The organism is Streptomyces sp. NPDC111628 (genome assembly GCF_055635195.1).
Window position 1 is genome coordinate 119238 of the sequence record NZ_JBVKBZ010000007.1, and the last position, 16265, is coordinate 135502.

General features: G+C 72.5%; 18 protein-coding genes and 1 tRNA gene. 5 read left to right on the forward strand and 14 right to left on the reverse strand.

Annotated features, from left to right (window positions below; all coding sequences use genetic code 11):
- The first annotated feature begins 62 nt into the window (after positions 1-62).
- Positions 63-1271, forward strand: a complete 1209-nt coding sequence (locus ACZ7MF_RS33145) for a TerD family protein (protein ID WP_471482333.1) — start codon at positions 63-65, stop codon at positions 1269-1271.
- A 49-nt stretch (positions 1272-1320) separates the two neighbouring features.
- On the opposite strand, the gene ACZ7MF_RS33150 is transcribed toward ACZ7MF_RS33145, so the two are convergent.
- The 5 genes from ACZ7MF_RS33150 to ACZ7MF_RS33170 form a co-directional block, all read right to left on the reverse strand.
- A complete protein-coding gene (locus ACZ7MF_RS33150; protein ID WP_471481949.1) occupies positions 1321-1881 on the reverse strand; it encodes a TetR/AcrR family transcriptional regulator in 561 nt (186 codons plus the stop codon).
- 37 nt (positions 1882-1918) lie between these two features.
- Positions 1919-3520 carry a TROVE domain-containing protein gene (locus ACZ7MF_RS33155; RefSeq protein WP_471481950.1) on the reverse strand — a complete coding sequence of 534 codons (1602 nt, stop codon included), beginning with the start codon at positions 3518-3520 and terminating at the stop codon, positions 1919-1921.
- A 383-nt stretch (positions 3521-3903) separates the two neighbouring features.
- Positions 3904-3973, reverse strand: a tRNA-Met gene (locus ACZ7MF_RS33160).
- 45 nt (positions 3974-4018) lie between these two features.
- The gene (locus ACZ7MF_RS33165) at positions 4019-5506 is read right to left on the reverse strand and encodes a PhoX family protein (RefSeq protein ID WP_471481951.1); all 1488 of its coding nucleotides are present in this window, start codon (positions 5504-5506) and stop codon (positions 4019-4021) included.
- 174 nt (positions 5507-5680) lie between these two features.
- On the reverse strand, positions 5681-7108 hold the full coding sequence (locus ACZ7MF_RS33170; protein WP_471481952.1) for a hypothetical protein: 1428 nt from the start codon (positions 7106-7108) through the stop codon (positions 5681-5683).
- A 216-nt stretch (positions 7109-7324) separates the two neighbouring features.
- Here ACZ7MF_RS33170 and ACZ7MF_RS33175 point away from each other — a divergent pair, with 216 nt between their 5' ends.
- On the forward strand, positions 7325-9166 hold the full coding sequence (locus tag ACZ7MF_RS33175) for an endonuclease/exonuclease/phosphatase family protein (protein WP_471481953.1): 1842 nt from the start codon (positions 7325-7327) through the stop codon (positions 9164-9166).
- Positions 9167-9196: 30 nt separating this feature from the next.
- On the opposite strand, the gene ACZ7MF_RS33180 is transcribed toward ACZ7MF_RS33175, so the two are convergent.
- From ACZ7MF_RS33180 to ACZ7MF_RS33190, 3 genes are all read right to left on the reverse strand, one after another.
- A complete protein-coding gene (locus tag ACZ7MF_RS33180) occupies positions 9197-9931 on the reverse strand; it encodes an antibiotic biosynthesis monooxygenase (protein ID WP_471481954.1) in 735 nt (244 codons plus the stop codon).
- A gap of 124 nt (positions 9932-10055) precedes the next feature.
- Positions 10056-10520 carry a DUF3618 domain-containing protein gene (locus tag ACZ7MF_RS33185; protein ID WP_471481955.1) on the reverse strand — a complete coding sequence of 155 codons (465 nt, stop codon included), beginning with the start codon at positions 10518-10520 and terminating at the stop codon, positions 10056-10058.
- Positions 10517-10936 (reverse strand): phage holin family protein, encoded by a 420-nt coding sequence (locus tag ACZ7MF_RS33190; protein ID WP_226030390.1) that lies wholly within the window; start codon positions 10934-10936, stop codon positions 10517-10519. The genes ACZ7MF_RS33185 and ACZ7MF_RS33190 overlap by 4 nt, the downstream gene beginning before the upstream one ends.
- Positions 10937-11117: 181 nt before the next feature.
- Here ACZ7MF_RS33190 and dapA point away from each other — a divergent pair, with 181 nt between their 5' ends.
- A complete protein-coding gene (dapA, locus tag ACZ7MF_RS33195; protein ID WP_471481956.1) occupies positions 11118-12035 on the forward strand; it encodes a 4-hydroxy-tetrahydrodipicolinate synthase in 918 nt (305 codons plus the stop codon).
- Here the strand turns inward: dapA and ACZ7MF_RS33200 are convergent.
- On the reverse strand, positions 12020-12286 hold the full coding sequence (locus ACZ7MF_RS33200) for a membrane protein (RefSeq protein ID WP_003976906.1): 267 nt from the start codon (positions 12284-12286) through the stop codon (positions 12020-12022). The genes dapA and ACZ7MF_RS33200 overlap by 16 nt on opposite strands.
- Positions 12287-12405: 119 nt before the next feature.
- Here ACZ7MF_RS33200 and ACZ7MF_RS33205 point away from each other — a divergent pair, with 119 nt between their 5' ends.
- Both ACZ7MF_RS33205 and ACZ7MF_RS33210 read left to right on the forward strand, forming a co-directional pair.
- Positions 12406-12594: a hypothetical protein gene (locus tag ACZ7MF_RS33205; protein WP_471481957.1), complete on the forward strand. Its 189-nt coding sequence runs from the start codon at positions 12406-12408 to the stop codon at positions 12592-12594.
- Between the two features lie 57 nt (positions 12595-12651).
- On the forward strand, positions 12652-13392 hold the full coding sequence (locus ACZ7MF_RS33210) for a DNA alkylation repair protein (RefSeq protein WP_471481958.1): 741 nt from the start codon (positions 12652-12654) through the stop codon (positions 13390-13392).
- 50 nt (positions 13393-13442) lie between these two features.
- Here the strand turns inward: ACZ7MF_RS33210 and dapD are convergent, their stop codons facing one another.
- The 5 genes from dapD to sufU form a co-directional block, all read right to left on the reverse strand.
- Positions 13443-14432 carry a 2,3,4,5-tetrahydropyridine-2,6-dicarboxylate N-succinyltransferase gene (dapD, locus tag ACZ7MF_RS33215; RefSeq protein ID WP_471481959.1) on the reverse strand — a complete coding sequence of 330 codons (990 nt, stop codon included), beginning with the start codon at positions 14430-14432 and terminating at the stop codon, positions 13443-13445.
- 9 nt (positions 14433-14441) lie between these two features.
- Positions 14442-15035, reverse strand: coding sequence for a TetR/AcrR family transcriptional regulator (locus ACZ7MF_RS33220; protein WP_471481960.1), 594 nt, complete (start codon positions 15033-15035; stop codon positions 14442-14444).
- Complete coding sequence (locus ACZ7MF_RS33225) at positions 15035-15355, reverse strand: DMT family transporter (RefSeq protein ID WP_003976901.1); 321 nt, start codon at positions 15353-15355, stop codon at positions 15035-15037. The genes ACZ7MF_RS33220 and ACZ7MF_RS33225 overlap by 1 nt, the downstream gene beginning before the upstream one ends.
- Positions 15356-15457: 102 nt before the next feature.
- Positions 15458-15790: a metal-sulfur cluster assembly factor gene (locus ACZ7MF_RS33230; protein ID WP_003976900.1), complete on the reverse strand. Its 333-nt coding sequence runs from the start codon at positions 15788-15790 to the stop codon at positions 15458-15460.
- The gene (gene sufU, locus ACZ7MF_RS33235; protein ID WP_030868583.1) at positions 15787-16257 is read right to left on the reverse strand and encodes a Fe-S cluster assembly sulfur transfer protein SufU; all 471 of its coding nucleotides are present in this window, start codon (positions 16255-16257) and stop codon (positions 15787-15789) included. The genes ACZ7MF_RS33230 and sufU overlap by 4 nt, the downstream gene beginning before the upstream one ends.
- Between the last annotated feature and the right edge of the window lie 8 nt (positions 16258-16265).

Below are 16265 nucleotides of genomic sequence, written 5' to 3' on the forward strand. Positions count from 1 at the left end.
CGATTGGCCGCCGGGTAAGGGAACGGTAAAACGCCCTCGCTCGTTCACCCGGCATGACAGCTATGACCCCCGGCTCGAACATCCCCCTCTCCGCCGCCCGCGTGACGGTGGACGTCGCCGCACCCGTGCGGCTCGACGTATCGGGCCTGCTGCTCACCGCCGACGGCAAGGTGCGCTCCGACGACGACTTCATCTTCTACAACCAGCCCACCGGCCAGGGCGTGACCTACCGCTCCGGCGGCGGGAGCGCCCCGGACGCGATCGTGGTCGACACCTCCGCCGTCCCGCCGGGCATCGAGAAGATCGTCGTCACCGCCAGCCCGGACGCCGCCGGCCAGACCTTCCAGGGCATCGAGCCGACCGCCACCATCCGCAACGCGGACGACAACTCGGTGCTCGCCACCTTCACGCCCCCGCAGCTCGGCACCGAGACCGCGCTGGTGATCGTCGAGGTCTACCTGCGCAACGGCGCCTGGAAGGCCCGCGCGGTCGGCCAGGGCTACTCCAACGGGCTGGCCGGCATCGCCACGGACTTCGGCGTCACGGTGGAGGAACCGGCCGCCCCGGCGACGCCGCCGCAGCCCCAGGCGGTCACGCCACCGCCGCCCCCCGCGGCCGCGCCCACGATGCCCGCCGCTCCGCCCGCTCCGCCCGCCGCGCCCGCCGCACCGCCGGCCCCCGCCCCGGGCACCGGCAAGATCAACCTCGACAAGGGCCGGGTCAGCCTCCAGAAGAACCAGACCGTCTCCCTGGTCAAGGGCGGCCGGCCGGTGCTCTCCCAGGTCAAGATGGGCCTCGGCTGGGAGCCGGCGTTCCGCGGCAAGGACATCGACCTGGACGCGTCCGTCATCGCCTACGGCCCGCAGCGCAACCACATCGACAGCTGCTACTTCGGCAAGCTCTCGATCGTCAACGGCGCGATCAAGCACTCCGGCGACAACCTGACCGGTGAGGGCGGCGGGGACGACGAGGTGATCGTCGTGGACCTGGGCCGGCTCCCGCAGGAGGTCAGCGGCCTGGTCTTCACGGTGAACTCGTTCTCGGGCCAGAAGTTCACCGAGGTTGCCAAGGCCTACTGCCGCCTCATCGACGCCGCGAGCGGCGAGGAGCTGGTCCGCTTCGACCTCACCGGCGCCGAGCCGCAGACCGGCGTGATGATGGCGAAGCTGATCCGCCAGTTCTCCGGCGAGTGGGAGATGACCGCCATGGGCGACTTCGTCAAGTCCCGCACGGTCCGCGGCATGGTGAAGCCGGCCGCGCAGGCGCTGTAAGCGACCGGAGGACACCTGGGGGCGCCCGACCGCGGGCGCCCCTGGGGACCTAACCGCGCCCCAGTCCCTCCATGAGCAGCGACAGGTACCGCCGTACGGCCGTGCCGTCCACCTCGTCGGCCGCCTCGGCCGCCGTCACCACGCCGTGCAGCAGTCTCAGCACCTCGACCGGCTCCACGTCCGTCCGCAGCGCACCGGCCTCCTGCGCGGCCCGCACCAGCCGGGTCGCCGCGCCCCGCACACAGTCTCCGCACGCGGGCCCGCCGCCGGTGACGGCCGTGCCGAGCAGCGCCTTGAGGCCGCGCACCTGGAGCATCCCGACGGCCAGCTCGTCGAGCCACGCCATGAGCGCCGCGCCCGGCGGCCGCGCGGCGGCGATCACGTCGGCGCGGGCCGCGATCGCCTCCAGGCGCTCCAGGTAGGCCGCCTCCAGCAGCGCCTGCCGCGTCGGAAAGTGCCGGTAGAGGGTGCCGACGCCGACCCCGGCACGCCGGGCGATGTCGTCCAGGGAGGCACCCTCACCGTGCTCGGCGAACGCGTCCGCCGCCACCGCCAGCAACCGCTCACGATTACGCCGGGCATCCGCCCGCATGGGCCTGACCTGCGCCACAGCCCCTCCCTGCACAGCGGGCAACCTTCCGGGCACCCTACCGCGCGTGCTCGTCACGGGCGTCCCAGGGCCAGTCGGCGTCCCGGCCCGCCTCGAGCAGCGGAACCATCCGGAACGCGGCGTCGGAGAGCCCGCCGAAGGTGTGCCGGTTCGCCCGGCCCGACGGACCGTGGCCCGCCCGGTACCCGGCGAGGTTCCAGGTGTAGACGGGCACGTGCGCCGGGACCTGCTCGGTCGGGTCGCCGTACCGGCTGTGGGCGTACTGCTCGTCGGTGACGATCAGCACCCGGTCGTGCTTCTTGTAGTGGCGCCGCACCGCCTCGGTGGTGTCGGTGCCGCCGAGGTCGCCGAAGCGCTCCAGGATCTTCAGCACCGACTCGCCCCTGCGGTACTTCACGCGGTTGCTCGACGAACCGAACTCGACCAGGTCCGCGTCGGCCGCCCGCAGCGCCAGCGCCGTGCCGAAGACGGCCGCCGCGTCGGCCCGGGTCAGCTCGGAGCGGTCCGACATCCGCGAGTAGAACATCGAGCCCGACCGGTCCACGAGGACCAGCGTCCGGCCGCCCAGCGCGGGCACGTTGGCCAGCGAGTGGCCGAGCGCCTGCTCCAGGGGGTACGACCAGCGCAGCGACGGCGCGTGCCGGTACGCGGCGAGGTAGCGGAAGGGGAACTGGCGCGAGCGCGCCACCTCGGCCGGGTCGCTGATCCGCGCCGCGACCCGGGCGGCGACCTCGTCCGCGACACCGGCCTCGTCGAAGTTGCGCAGGTTGCGGACGACGGCCATAGCACCCATGGACGGGATGACCGCTTCCCATGCGGCCTTGTCCATCGGGCCCTGGAGCCAGCCGGCCAGCATCTCCCACGTGATGCCCGCCGCCGCGAGCCGCTCGGCACCGTCGGGCGCCGTGATCACCGCTCGCCGCTCGGGGACGGGCAGCGCCATCAGCTCGCGGTGCGCGGTCAGGATGCGGTTCGAGGCGGGCGGCACCGCGGTGTCCGGGTTGTGCCGGCGGTCGAGGGCGTACTGGAACAGCTCGCCCTGCCACGGCTTGTCCGGGTCCGGCGCCGCGTGCACCAGGTTGAGGATGTCACCGAAGCGGTAGCCCTTGGACGCGGTGTCGTACTTCAGCAGCGACTTGCCGTGGTAGAGCCGCCGCACGGCGTCGGCGATCCCCCGCTTGACCGGCTTGGGCACGGCGCGGCCGTACGTCGCGGTCCAGTACGCGAGCAGCTCACCGGGCTCGTCGGGCCGCCGCAGGACGGAGGCGATCACCTGCCGGTTGGACGGTCCATCGGTGACGCCGGAGTCGAGGCGGGCCTTGACGTACTCGGCGGCGCCGACGATCGAGGCGGTGCGCAGGTTGCCCTCGCCGCGCAGCCAGCCGAGCAGGCCGGCCGTCCAGGACGGGTCGGCGACGGCGAGTTCGCGCACCAGCGCGGCGAAACGGTCGTCGCGGGCGGCGCCGGACTCGTAGAAGGTCTGCTGGGACACGAAGTTGGCCACCGACAGCAGGTAGAGCTCGGAGCGCGCGTCGCGCTCGGTGCCCCGGCCGCCCTCGTAGGTGCGCAGCACGCGGCCCGTCGACGTCACGCGCGAGGTGGGCTGCGCCTTCGCGGTCCTGGTGTTGAAGCGCGCCATGGTGAATTCCCCCGAATTCTCGAAAGCTCGAAATCTCGAACATTTCCGGAGGGAGACACGGCAGCGGAAGGGTGCCCGAGGTCAGAATCGGCGACGGGACTGTGCGGATGCTCTGCCGAATTGAGCTACACCGACCCGAAGTCGATGACGGGATTCGAACCCGCAACCGTCCGATCAAAGGAAGTATCCGCTGCCTGCGCACCGGGCACCCTTCGACTGCTGGGCCTCCCGAGATCAAGTGGGCAGCGGCATGGGATTCTTTTGAGAGAAGAAGTAGCCGCAGCCCGCGCACCGGGAGGTGCATGAAGTTGTGGGTGTCCAGAGTTCAGGTCGGCGGAACCGACAAGGTGCTCTAACCCCTGAGCTACACCGGCGCGTTGTGCCGGTGACGGGACTCGAACCCGTGGCCGCCCCATTATGAGTGGAAGTAGGTCCTGCCTTCGCACCTGGACGTTCATCACTCTAAAAGGGCGACCGTCGTTCAGGCGAGCGAATTAGTTACCGGCGCTTCTGCCGCTTCCACGGACCCGTGATCGCCAGCATGATGCCCGGCGTCTGGATGTTGGCGTAGAGGGTCCGGCCGTCGGGCGAGAAGGTGACGCCGGTGAACTCGCTGTATTCGGGGTCGTCCTCGGTGCCCAGGTTCAGTTCGTTGCGGGCGATGGGGTAGGTGCGGCCGCTGTCGGTGGCGCCGAACAGGTGCTGGACGCCGTCGCCGTCCTCGGCGATGACCAGGCCGCCGTACGGGGAGACGGTGATGTTGTCGGGGCCGTCGAAGGCGCCGTCGGCGGACGGGTCGGGGTTGACGCCGAGCAGGACCTTCAGGGTCAGGGTGCGGCGCTTCGGGTCGTAGAACCAGACCTGGCCGTCGTGCGGGCGGCCGGGGCTCTCGTCACGGGCGAACGAGGAGACGATGTAGGTGCCGCCGTCGGCCCACCACATGCCCTCCAGCTTGCGCGCGCGGGTGACCTCACCGGCGGCGAACTGCTTGCGCACGGAGGTGGTCCTCGCGTCGCGGTCGGGGACGTCGACCCAGTCGACGCCGTAGACGGTGCCGGTCTTCGTGGCGCGGGAGAGGTCGTCGACGAACTTGCCGCCGGAGTCGAAGCACTTGAAGGCCTGGAGGACCCCGGCGTCGTCGGCGAGGGCGCGCAGCCGGCCGCGGCCGTGCCGGAAGTGCTCCGGCGGGGTCCAGCGGTACAGGAGGCCGTTGGGTCCCGAGGCGTCCTCGGTGAGGTAGGCGTGACCGCGCCTGGGGTCGATGACGACGGCCTCGTGGGCGTAGCGGCCGAGCGCCTTGACGGGCCTGGGGTCGCGGTTGGCGCGGCGGTCCTCGGGGTCGACCTCGAAGACGTAGCCGTGGTCCTTGGTCATCCCCTCCTCGCCGGCCTTGTCCTCGGTCTCCTCGCAGGTCAGCCAGGTGCCCCACGGGGTGCTGCCACCCGCGCAGTTGGTGGCGGTGCCGGCGATGCCGACCCACTCGGCGACGTGGCCGCCGCGGCGGACCTCCACGACGGTGCAGCCGCCGGCGGCGGCCGGGTCGTAGACGAGGCCCTCGGTGAGGGGGACGGGGTGCGGCCAGTCGTCGCGGTGGCCGCCGAGTTCGTGGTTGTTGACGAGGAGGGTGGTGCCGCGCGGGCCGTCGAAGGCGGCGGTGCCGTCGTGGTTGGACGGGGTGTACTCGCCGGACTCCAGCTTGGTCCGGCCGGAGTAGGTGATGATCTCGTACCGGAAGCCGGCGGGCAGGGCGAGGATGCCGTCCGGGTCGGGGACCAGCGGTCCGTAGCCGACCCCGCCGTGACCGTGGTGGTCCTGGTGGTCGTGGTGACCGTCGTGTCCGTGGCGGTGCTCCTCCCCCACGCGGTCGGTGTCCGTGGACGCGAGGGCGTTCGGGGCGGTCGCGAGGGCGCCGACGCTGCCCGCCAGCACGACCCCCGCGCCGGTGAGCGCGGATCGGCTGGCGAAGTCCCTGCGGGTGAGCGACATGGTGTCTCCTGTGACGGTGGGCGAGCCGTGGAGGGTGGCGGACCTCGATCCGGCGTCACGGTTCCGCCCGCGCCTGAACGGGGATCCCGCCGGTGCCTGAACGGAAGTTGAACTGGCGGAGACCTCTCCCCCGCCCTCGAGTCGCCTGCCGCCCCGTGCGCCGCCGTACGGCGCTCAGCCGCCCTGCTGGGAGCGTGCCTTGAACGCCGCCTTGCGGGCCTCCTTGGCGATCTTCTTGTCGGGGTGCAGCCGACCCATCGCCTCCAGGACCTCCGGGGTGGCCGGGTGCTCGACCCGCCAGACCGTGTCGAAGAAGCCGCTGTGCTGGCGGGCGAGGCCCTCCACCAGGGCGCGCAGTTCCTCGGAGTTCCCCTCGGCGGCGAGCTGGGCGGCGACGGTGTCGATGGTCAGCCAGAAGACCATCTCCTGCGGCGGCGCCGGTACGTCCCGGGCCCCGTGCTCGGTGAGCCAGACCCGGGCCAGGCCGCCCAGTTCGGCATCGTCGAGGACCTCCCGCAGCGCGGGCTCGGCCTCCGCGCCGACGAGGGAGAGCGCCTGCTGGCAGCGCAGCCGGCGCAGCGGAGCGCCGGGGTCGGAGCCGCGGGCCGCCGCGAGCAGTTCGCGGGCGGCGTCGAGCGGGCTCCGTCCGGCCAGCCACAGCTCGGTCTCGGCGTGGGCCGCGGCCGGCGGGAAGGACGCGGTGTTGTCGAGAAGCGCGTCGGCGCCCTTGTCGGCGAGGTCGCCCACGGCGGGCGCCTCGAAGCCGGCGTCCAGGAGCCGGGCGCGCAGTCCGTACAGTCCGAGCGGGGTGAGCCGCACCATGCCGTAGCGGCTGACGTCGGCCTCGTCGACGGGGGCGGCGGGCTCCTCGTCGGCGTCGGCCATGAGCGCCTCGTCGACCGGCTGGTAGGCGACGAGGCCGACCGGTTCAAGGAGCCGGAACTGGTCGTCCAGGCGCATCATCGCGTCCGACACCTGCTCGAGGACCTCGTTGCTGGGCTCGCCCATGTCGCTGGGCACGATCACGGAGGCGGCCAGCGCGGGCAGCGGCACCGGAGTCTCGCCGGGGCCCTCCTCGCCGACGGTGAGCAGGTAGAGGTTGCCGAGCACGCCGTCGAGGAACTCGGACTCGGCGTCGGGGTCCCAGTCGAGGGAGGAGAGGTCGACCTCGCCGCCCTCGGCCATCGCGTCGACCAGGTCGTCGAGGTCGGGCACGCTCGCGTCGGCGAGCACGGCCTCCAGGGCGGTGAGCCAGACCCCGAGCACGTCCTGGGGGGAACCGCCGGTGAGCAGGGCGAGGTCCTCGCCCGCGGCCACGGCGCCCGTCTCCTCGTCGGTGATCTCGACGAGCCCGGTGTCCACGGCGATCCGCCAGGCCTCGCTCGCGTGTGCGGCGGCGTCGTCCCCGCTCAGCCCGAGCTGCTCGGCCGCCGCGGGCAGCTGCTCCTCGACGAGACCGCCCCCGGCGTCGACGCGGGTGTCGGGACCGGCCCAGCGGGCCAGTCGCGCGGCCCGGGCGAGCACCGGCGCGGACAGCGCGTCGCGGGCCAGCTCCGCGTCGGGGCGCAGCCGTGCGGGCGGCAGGGTGGAGCTGTCTGACATCGGAAGTTTCTCCTCGCGCGCCTCTTGACCGCCGTACGGCCGCATCCGGACTGCCTGCGGCTCAACGGCCCAGCCTAGACGGGTTTCCACCCATGCCGCCCGGTTCATCTCCCCGTCGGGTGGTGTACATGGCCGAAACCTTGACAACTGGCCGGACCAAGCAGGAGATTGACGCGCGTAGAGTCCCGCGCCACGTCACATCCCCGGAGGGATCCGTTGGCCAGCAAGTCCTCCGCGCGCCTCGCCGCGCTCACCGTCGCCGCCGTCTGCTCGGCGGCGTCCACCGTCGTCCTCACCGCGCCCGCGCACGCCGGCCCCGCACCAGCCGGCTCCCTGCGGATCCACGACGTCCAGGGCAGCACCAGGCTGTCCCCGTACGCCGGCCGGCAGGTCACGGACGTGGCCGGAATCGTCACCGGCGTCCGCGGCTACGGCTCCTCCAAGGGCTTCTGGATCCAGGACCCGCGGCCGGACGCGGACCCGGCCACCAGTGAGGGCGTCTTCGTCTTCACGAGCAAGGCTCCCGAGGTCGCCGTCGGTGACGCGGTCACCGTCTCCGGCACGGTCTCGGAGTACGTCCCCGGCGGCACGTCCTCGGGGAACCAGTCGCTGACCGAGATCACCCGCCCGACGGTCACCGTCGTCTCCGGCGGCCACGCGGTCCCGGCCGCGACGACCGTCTCGGCCCGCTCCGTGCCCCGCGCGTACGCCCCCGAGGGCGACGAGGCGGCGAACGGCTCGGTCAACGGCCTGACCCTGCGGCCGAGGACGTACGCCCTGGACTACTACGAGTCCCTGGAGGGCATGAACGTCCGGGTCTCCGACGCCCGGGTGGTCGGCGCCTCCGACCCGTACACCGAGCTGTGGGTCACGGTGAAGCCCTGGGAGAACCCGAACCGCCGCGGCGGCACGGTCTACGGCTCCTACGACGACCGGAACACCGGCCGGCTGCAGATCCAGTCGCTGGGCAAGCCGGCCGACTTCCCCGACGCGAACGTGGGCGACACCCTCGCCGGCACCACCGCCGGTCCGCTGGACTACAACCAGTACGGCGGATACACGCTGGTCGCGAGCGAGATCGGCGCCCTGGAGCGGGGCGGCACGGAGCGCGAGTCGACGCGCCGGCAGAGCGCGCGCGAGCTGGCGGTGGCCACGTACAACGTCGAGAACCTCGACCCGTCGGACGACACCTTCGCCGCGCACGCCGAAACGATCGTGCACCACCTGAAGTCCCCCGACATCGTGTCGCTGGAGGAGATCCAGGACAACAACGGCGCCACGGACGACGGCACCGTGGCGGCCGACGCGACGGTCGCCAGGCTGATCGACGCGATCGTCGCGGCCGGCGGCCCGCGCTACGAGTGGCGCGGCATCGACCCCGTGGACAAGGCGGACGGCGGCGAGCCCGGCGGCAACATCCGCCAGGCGTTCCTGTTCAACCCCGAGCGGGTCTCCTTCACCGACCGGGCGGGCGGCGACGCGACCACCGCGACCGGGGTGCAAAAGGTGCGCGGCAGGGCGGCGCTGACCCTCTCCCCCGGCCGGGTCGACCCGGCGAACGCGGCCTGGGAGGACAGCCGCAAGCCGCTGGCCGGCGAGTTCGTCTTCCGCGGCCGGACGGTCTTCGTGATCGCCAACCACTTCAACTCCAAGGGCGGCGACCAGGGTCTGACGGCGCAGTACCAGCCGCCGTCGCGCGGCTCCGAGACCCAGCGCCACGCCCAGGCGACGGTGGTGAACACCTTCGTCAAGGAGATCCTGGCCGCCCAGAGGAACGCGGACGTCGTCGCGCTCGGCGACATCAACGACTTCGAGTTCTCCCGGACCGCCCGCATCCTGGAGGGTGACGGGGCCCTGTGGTCGGCGGTGAAGTCGCTGCCGAGGAGCGAGCGCTACTCGTACGTCTACCAGGGCAACAGCCAGGTCCTGGACCAGATCCTGGTCAGCCCGTCGGTGCGCCGCGCCGGACACCTGTCCTACGACAGCGTGCACGTCAACGCCGAGTTCCACGACCAGATCAGCGACCACGACCCGCAGGTGCTGCGCTTCCGTCCGTAACAGGACCCCGGTGGGGGCGGGTTCGGGGGGTCAGCGGGGCACGAGGCCCAGCGCGTGGTCGTAGCGGCTGACCCCGCCGCCCCCGGTCAGGCCCGGCCAGTTCCGCACCCGCTCCCACTGGGGTGTCGTCGAGCCGACACCGTCGCCGGGTGCGGCCAGGGCGTCGAGATGGGCCTGCGCGCTCTCCCACTCGGCGTAGTTGAGCACGCGCGTGCCGTCGGTGCTGAGGTGGAAGTGGGCGGAGATGCCTCCCGGGCGCGGTGTCGGCTCGCTCTCCAGGGCCTCGAAGACGGCGTCGACCCAGGCGCGCTGCCGGTCGGGGTCGGGCCCCTCGAACTCGACGTCCACGATCACGATGCAGCCGGGGACCGCGGCTGCCGCCCGGTCCTCGCGGGTGGCGCTGCGGTAGCGCCGGTACCTGCCGAGCCTCAGCCGCTCGATGCCCGGCACGGCGGTGTCGATCTCGTCGACGCGCTCCTGCCGGTGCGCCCGCGGCGAAGCCGCTGTCGGATGCAGCGCGAAGGCCTCGTACGCCTGCTCGCTCGCCCACTGGGAGTGGTGCAGCAGCGTGCTGCCGTCGTGCCCGGTGTAGACGTGGTAGCCGCGCAGGTCCTCGGCGGGCCAGGGCCGGCTCTCCCAGGTGCGGGCGATGGCGTCGACGGTCTGCCGCTGCCGTTCGGGGGTACCCACTCTCCAGGTGCTGAAGAAGGGTGCCAGAACGTCGGGGCGGTCGAGCCGGGGATGGGCGTCGGTGCGGCGGGTCATGCCGGCCTCCGGTGGTCGATGGTCGTCGGACGCACAGCGAGGGTGGTGCGCGCACGGTGGGTGCACGCACCACCCTCCGACCTCGACCAAGGTTGAGGTCAAGCCCCTCCCGGCAGCGTTGTTCTCAGCAGTGCCCGTGCTGCCGGCGCCGCACGAGGCTCGCCGCGACCACCACGCCCGCCACGGCCCCGGCGGCCAGCACGGCGCGCGGATGCCCGAGCCCGGCCCGCACCGTGCCGCGCGCCCGCCCGGGCCGCGCGTGCCGCTCCCCGTCGTCCCGAGCCCGGGCGGCCTTGCCGTGCGCGGTGTGCCCGGCCCGGCCCGCCTTGTCCTGGACGGCGTGCCCGGCGTGCGCGGCGGAGCTGCGCAGTTGCACGGTCATGGCCCCGGCCCTGTCCTTCAGGTCGGCGGCCCGGGCCTTGGCGCGGCCCTTCACGTCGGCCTTGCCCGCCAGCTCCTCCACGGTGTCGCCGAGCTGGCCGCGGGTCTGTTCGATCTGCTGCCGCAGCTCGTCGGGGCCCTTGGCCCCGCCGACCGGCTGCGCGGTGGCGCCGCTCCTCGAACCGTCCCGGCTCGTCGCGTCGGTCATCGATGTGCCCTTTCCCTGATCTGATCCACGTCGGCCCGGACGCTGCCGAGGGTCTCCTCGGGCTTGGGTGGCACGGCCCGGCGGAGCTGGGCGCGACCGGTCATGGCCAGTACGCCGGCGATCACGAAGAGCGCCGCCGTCACGATGAGCGCCGCCGCCCACACGGGCAGTACCAGCGAGAGCGCGGCGGCGGCCGTGCCGGCCAGGGCGAACAGGCCCACGTAGGCGATGGCGCCCGCGGCACCGAGCATTCCGCCGCCGCGCCCCGCACGCTTGCCCTTCTCGGCCAGTTCCATCTTGGCGAGGGCCACTTCCTGGCGCACGAGCCGGGAGAGCTGTTCGGTGGCCTGCCCGACGAGTTCGCCCACGGAGTGCTGCTCGTCGCGCACCGGCCTGGTGTGCATGGTTCCGGTCACGGTGTTCCCGCCTCCTCTCGGTTCGGAGCACCCCGGGTACCCCGGGCCGAGCGGCACTACCCCTGCCCTCACCCGCACCGTCGCCGACCCTGACTCCCCTCTCCACTCCGAAGCATTCCTTACAGATACCTCGTAGCAGAATTAAGTGGAGCTACACTGTTCGGCCGCCGACACTACTCCCATGACGACAGACGACGACTCCGCCCCCTTCGGCCGCGCCCTGTGCGCCATGGTCACGCCCTTCACCGGCTCCGGCGCGCTCGACCTCGACGGCGCCCAGCGGCTCGCCGACCGGCTGGTCGCGCGGGGCTGTGACGGCCTGGTGCTGGCCGGCACCACGGGCGAGTCGCCGACCACCACGGACGCCGAGAAGGCGGCGCTGGTGACGGCCGTCCGGGAGGCGGTCGGGGACCGTGCGGCACTCGTCGCCGGGGTCGGCACCGCGGACACCCGGCACACCGTGGAACTGGCCCTGGCCGCCGAGAAGGCCGGAGCGGACGGGGTGCTGGTGGTCGCGCCGTACTACAGCAGGCCGCCGCAGGACGCCCTGGAGGCGCACTTCCGCGAGGTCGCCGACGCGAGCGGCCTGCCCGTGATGCTGTACGACATCCCGGGCCGCACCGGCACCCGTATCGAACCCGCCACCGTCGTCCGGCTCGCCGGTCACCCGCGGATCGTGGCCGTCAAGGACTGCTCGTACGACCTCCTCGGCACCCAGAAGGTGCTGTCCCGCACCGGTCTGGCGTACTACGCGGGCTGCGACGAACAGGTCCTCCCCCTGTACGCGATCGGAGCGGCGGGGTACGTCAGCACCGTCGCCAACGTCGTGCCGGAGCTGTTCCGGGCCGTCCTCGACGCCTTCGACGCGGGCGACACCGGCCGGGCCGCCCTGCTCCAGCGGCGGACGGTCCCGCTCGTCGAGTCGATGATGGCGGCCGGCCTGCCCGGCACGGTCACCGCCAAGGCCCTCCTCGGCGCGCTGGGCCTGCCGGCCGGCCCGGTCCGCGCACCGCTGCGGTCCGCGGACCGGGAGACCACGGCCTCGCTGCTGGCGGCCTACGAGGAACTGGCCGCCGACGCCGGTCAGTCCCAGGCGTAACCGTCGCCGAACAGCAGGGTGTGCTCCAGTACGTCCTCCGCCGGGTCGTCGATCTGGCCGACGTGGACGTTGAGGAGCCCCACCCGGGGGCCGTTGTGCGAACCGGTCGTCGTCTCGTCGGCGTGCGCGGCGCCCGCGGCCCACACCGACCCGCAGCACACCAGCACCGCGGCCCCCGCCCCGGCCAGCAGGCGGCGCGCCGCGGCCCTCACCCGCTCGTTCGGCGTCTCGGGCGTGTTCTCAGGCGTCATCCCAGGTCCTCGTCTCGTCGGATCGGCGTCTGATCGGACTCTGCGTCCACCCGTTCATCCGCCAAGACCACCGGAAAGTCACGGGCGGTCATCCGTACGTGCGGGTTACGGTGCGCGCGATGAGCAGAAGACGCTACGTGGCCCGGGGTGTCCCGGGCGGATACCGGATCTGGGACACCAGGGGCCGCCGCTGGTGGGGCGACCTCTACGAGCTGTGCCCCGACGACCTCCTGACCGAGCTGAACGGCGCGGCCGACCAGGCTCGCGTCACCGCACTGCTGAAGAGGTACCGGGCCCTGAAACGGTGAGCCCCGTAGGCTGGGCGCGCACAGGAGACCGACAGGCGGCGACAGGAGGCGGCCGAGATGCCGGAGAGGACACCGGACAGGACGCAGGCCGCGCCGACGGTGGCCGAGGTGATGACCGAGCTGGCCGGGCTCGAGGACCCGCGGATCCGGGCCGTGAACGAGAAGCACGGCGACGACCACGGTGTGAACCTCACCAGGCTGCGCGCGCTCGCGAAGCGCCTGAGGACACAGCCCGAACTCGCCCGCAGCCTCTGGGCCACGGACGACACCGCCGCACGCCTGCTGGCCCTCCTGGTCTGCCGCCCCAAGTCCTACGACCGCGACGAGCTGGACACCATGCTGCGCCAGGCCCGCACCCCCAAGGTGCACGACTGGCTCGTCGCCTACGTGGTGAAGAAGAACCCGCACGCCGAGGAACTGCGCGTGGCCTGGACCGCCGACCCGGACCCGGTGGTCGCGAGCGCCGGCTGGGCGCTCACCACCGAACGCGTGACGAGGAGACCGGCGGGTCTCGACCTCACGGCCCTCCTGGACACCGTCGAGTCCGAGATGAAGGACGCCCCGGACCGCCTCCAGTGGGCGATGAACCACTGCCTGGCCCGGATCGGCATCGACCACCCCGAACACCGCCCCCGCGCCCTCGCCGTCGGCGAACGCCTCGGCGTCCTGAAGGACTACCCCACTCCCCCGGGCTGCACCTCCCCGTACGCTCCTGCCTGGATCACGGAGATCGTCCGCCGCCAACAGGAGGACGCCACCGCCAAAGCCTCCCCCAAGACCTCCCCCGCAGACACCTGAGCGCCCTCCCCGCGAGGGCGGGAAAGGGCGCTCGGCGAGCCTGCGTCGGCTCAGTTGTGGCTGTGCAGCACCTCGTTCAGGCCGCCCCACACCGCGTTGTTCGGGCGGGCCTCGACCGTGCCGGTGACCGAGTTGCGGCGGAAGAGGATGTGGGAGGCGCCGGAGAGTTCGCGGGCCTTGACGACCTGGCCGTCGGGCATCGTGACGCGGGTGCCCGCGGTGACGTAGAGGCCGGCCTCGACCACGCACTCGTCGCCCAGGGCGATGCCGACGCCCGCCTCGGCGCCGACCAGGCAGCGCTCGCCGATGACGATGCGGACGTTGCCGCCGCCGGAGAGGGTGCCCATGGTGGAGGCGCCGCCGCCGATGTCGGAGCCGTCGCCGACGACGACGCCCGCGGAGATGCGGCCCTCGACCATCGAGGTGCCCAGCGTCCCGGCGTTGAAGTTGACGAAGCCCTCGTGCATGACCGTGGTGCCCTCGGCCAGGTGCGCGCCGAGCCGGACGCGGTCGGCGTCGGCGATGCGGACGCCCTTGGGGGCGACGTAGTCCGTCATGCGGGGGAACTTGTCGATCGAGGTGACCTGGAGGTGCAGGCCCTCGGCGCGGGCGTTGAGGCGGACCTTCTCGATGTCGTCCACGGCGACCGGACCCAGCGAGGTCCAGGCGACGTTGGCGAGGTGGGCGAAGATGCCGTCCAGGCTCTGGCCGTGCGGCTTGACCAGGCGGTGGGAGAGCAGGTGCAGGCGCAGGTAGACGTCGTGCGTGTCGACCGGCTTCTCGTCCAGCGAGGAGATGACCGTGCGGACCGCGACCACCTCGACGCCGCGGCGGGTGTCCGGACCGACCGCGGCGGTCGCGCCGCCGCCCAGGAGTTCGGCGGCCTGTTCGGCGGTGAGGCGCTCGGTGCCGGAGGGACCGGGCTCGTCGGACAGTTCGGGGGCCGGGAACCAGGTGTCGAGGACGGTGCCGTCGGCGGCGATCGTGGCGAGGCCGGCGGCCACGGCGCCGGTGGTGCGGGGAGCAGTCGTGTCGGTCATGAGGGCAACCTAACCGGCCGCCGCCCGCCGATGCGAGCCGGGCCCGGAGGCGTCTCGCGTGCCGGGCGCGGGGATCAGCCGGGTCAGCACCTCCCGGGCGTACTCCTCGTCGTACGGCGTGTCCGTCAGCAGCACCTGGAGGCAGATGCCGTCCAGTACGGCGACCAGGGCGCGGGCCGTCACGGGGTCCGTGCGGGCGGCGAGCAGGGCGCCCACGCCCTCGGCCCACTCGGCGGCGACCGGGCGCAGCGCGGGGCGGCGCAGGGCGGCGAGGTACAGCTCGTACTCCAGCTCCACGCCGGTGCGGTCGCCGCCCAGCCATGCACCGAGGACGCGGGCGAGTTCGCCGGGCAGGTCGGCGTCGGGGTCGGACAGGGCCGGGTGCGCCGCGACGACCCTGGCGAAGCCCTCGTTGGCCTGGCGCAGGGCGGCGACCATGAGGTCGTCGAGGGTGGCGAAGTGGTAGGTCGTGGAGCCGAGCGGGACGTCCGCCTCGGCGGCGACGGTGCGATGGCTGAGGCCCGCGATGCCCTTCTGCCCGACGACCCTGATCGCCGCGTCGATGAGGCGCTGACGGCGCTCCGGATCGTGGCGGCGGGGCATCAGTGCGCTCCGCCCAGATTGAGGACGACGACGCCGATGATGATCAGCGCGATGCCGGCGGCCTTGGTGAGCGTCATCCCCTCGCCCATGAAGGCGACGCCGATGGTGGCGATGGCGGCGGTGCCCACCCCGGCCCAGATGGCGTAGGCCGTGCCGACGGCGAGGATCTTCAGGGTCTGGGCGAGCAGCGCGAAGGAGAGGACGTAGGCGAGTGCCGTCAGCAGGGACGGCACGAGTCTGCTGAAGCCCTCGCTGTACTTCATGGCGGTGGTGCCGGCGACCTCGGCGGCGATGGCTCCGGCCAGGAGCAGATATCCCATGTGTACGAGCGTACATAACGCGGGGCGCGGGCGGGTGCGAACACGGGAACGGCGACACCCGGAGGTGCCGCCGTTCCCGAAAAGCAGTGCTGCCGATGTGGCTCAGACGTTGAACCCCAGCGCGCGCAGTTGCTCGCGGCCGTCGTCCGTGATCTTGTCGGGGCCCCACGGCGGCATCCAGACCCAGTTGATGCGCAGCTCGCTGACGAGGCCGTCCGTGGCGGACTTGGCCTGGTCCTCGATCACGTCGGTCAGCGGACAGGCCGCCGACGTCAGGGTCATGTCGACGGTCGCGATGTTCGCGTCGTCGACGTGGATGCCGTAGATCAGGCCGAGGTTGACGACGTCGATGCCCAGCTCGGGGTCCACGACGTCCATCAGGGCCTCGCGGAGTTCCTCCTCCGAGGCCGGCTTCATCTCCAGGGTCTCGCTCATGCCGTCGTCTCCTTCTCGGCGTCGGCGCCGTCCAGCGCCTGGGCGGTCGCGTCCTTCCAGGCCATCCAGCTCAGCAGGGCGCACTTGACCCGGGCCGGGTACTTCGAGACCCCGGCGAACGCGACCGCGTCCTCCAGGACCTCCTCCATCGCGTCGTCGGGCTCGATCCTGCCCTTGGACTGCATCAGCTCCAGGAAGGTCTCCTGGATGCGCTGCGCCTGGGCGAGGTCCTTGCCGACCAGCAGGTCGTTCAGCACGGAGGCGCTCGCCTGGCTGATGGAGCAGCCCTGGCCCTCGTAGCTGACGTCGCTGATCGTCGTGCCGTCGTACTTCACGCGGAGCGTGATCTCGTCGCCGCATGTCGGGTTGACGTGGTGGACCTCGGCGTCGCCATCCCGCAAGCCCCGCCCGTGCGGGTTCTTGTAGTGGTCCAGGATGACTTCCTGGTACATGGAGTCCAGCTTCATGCTCTTCG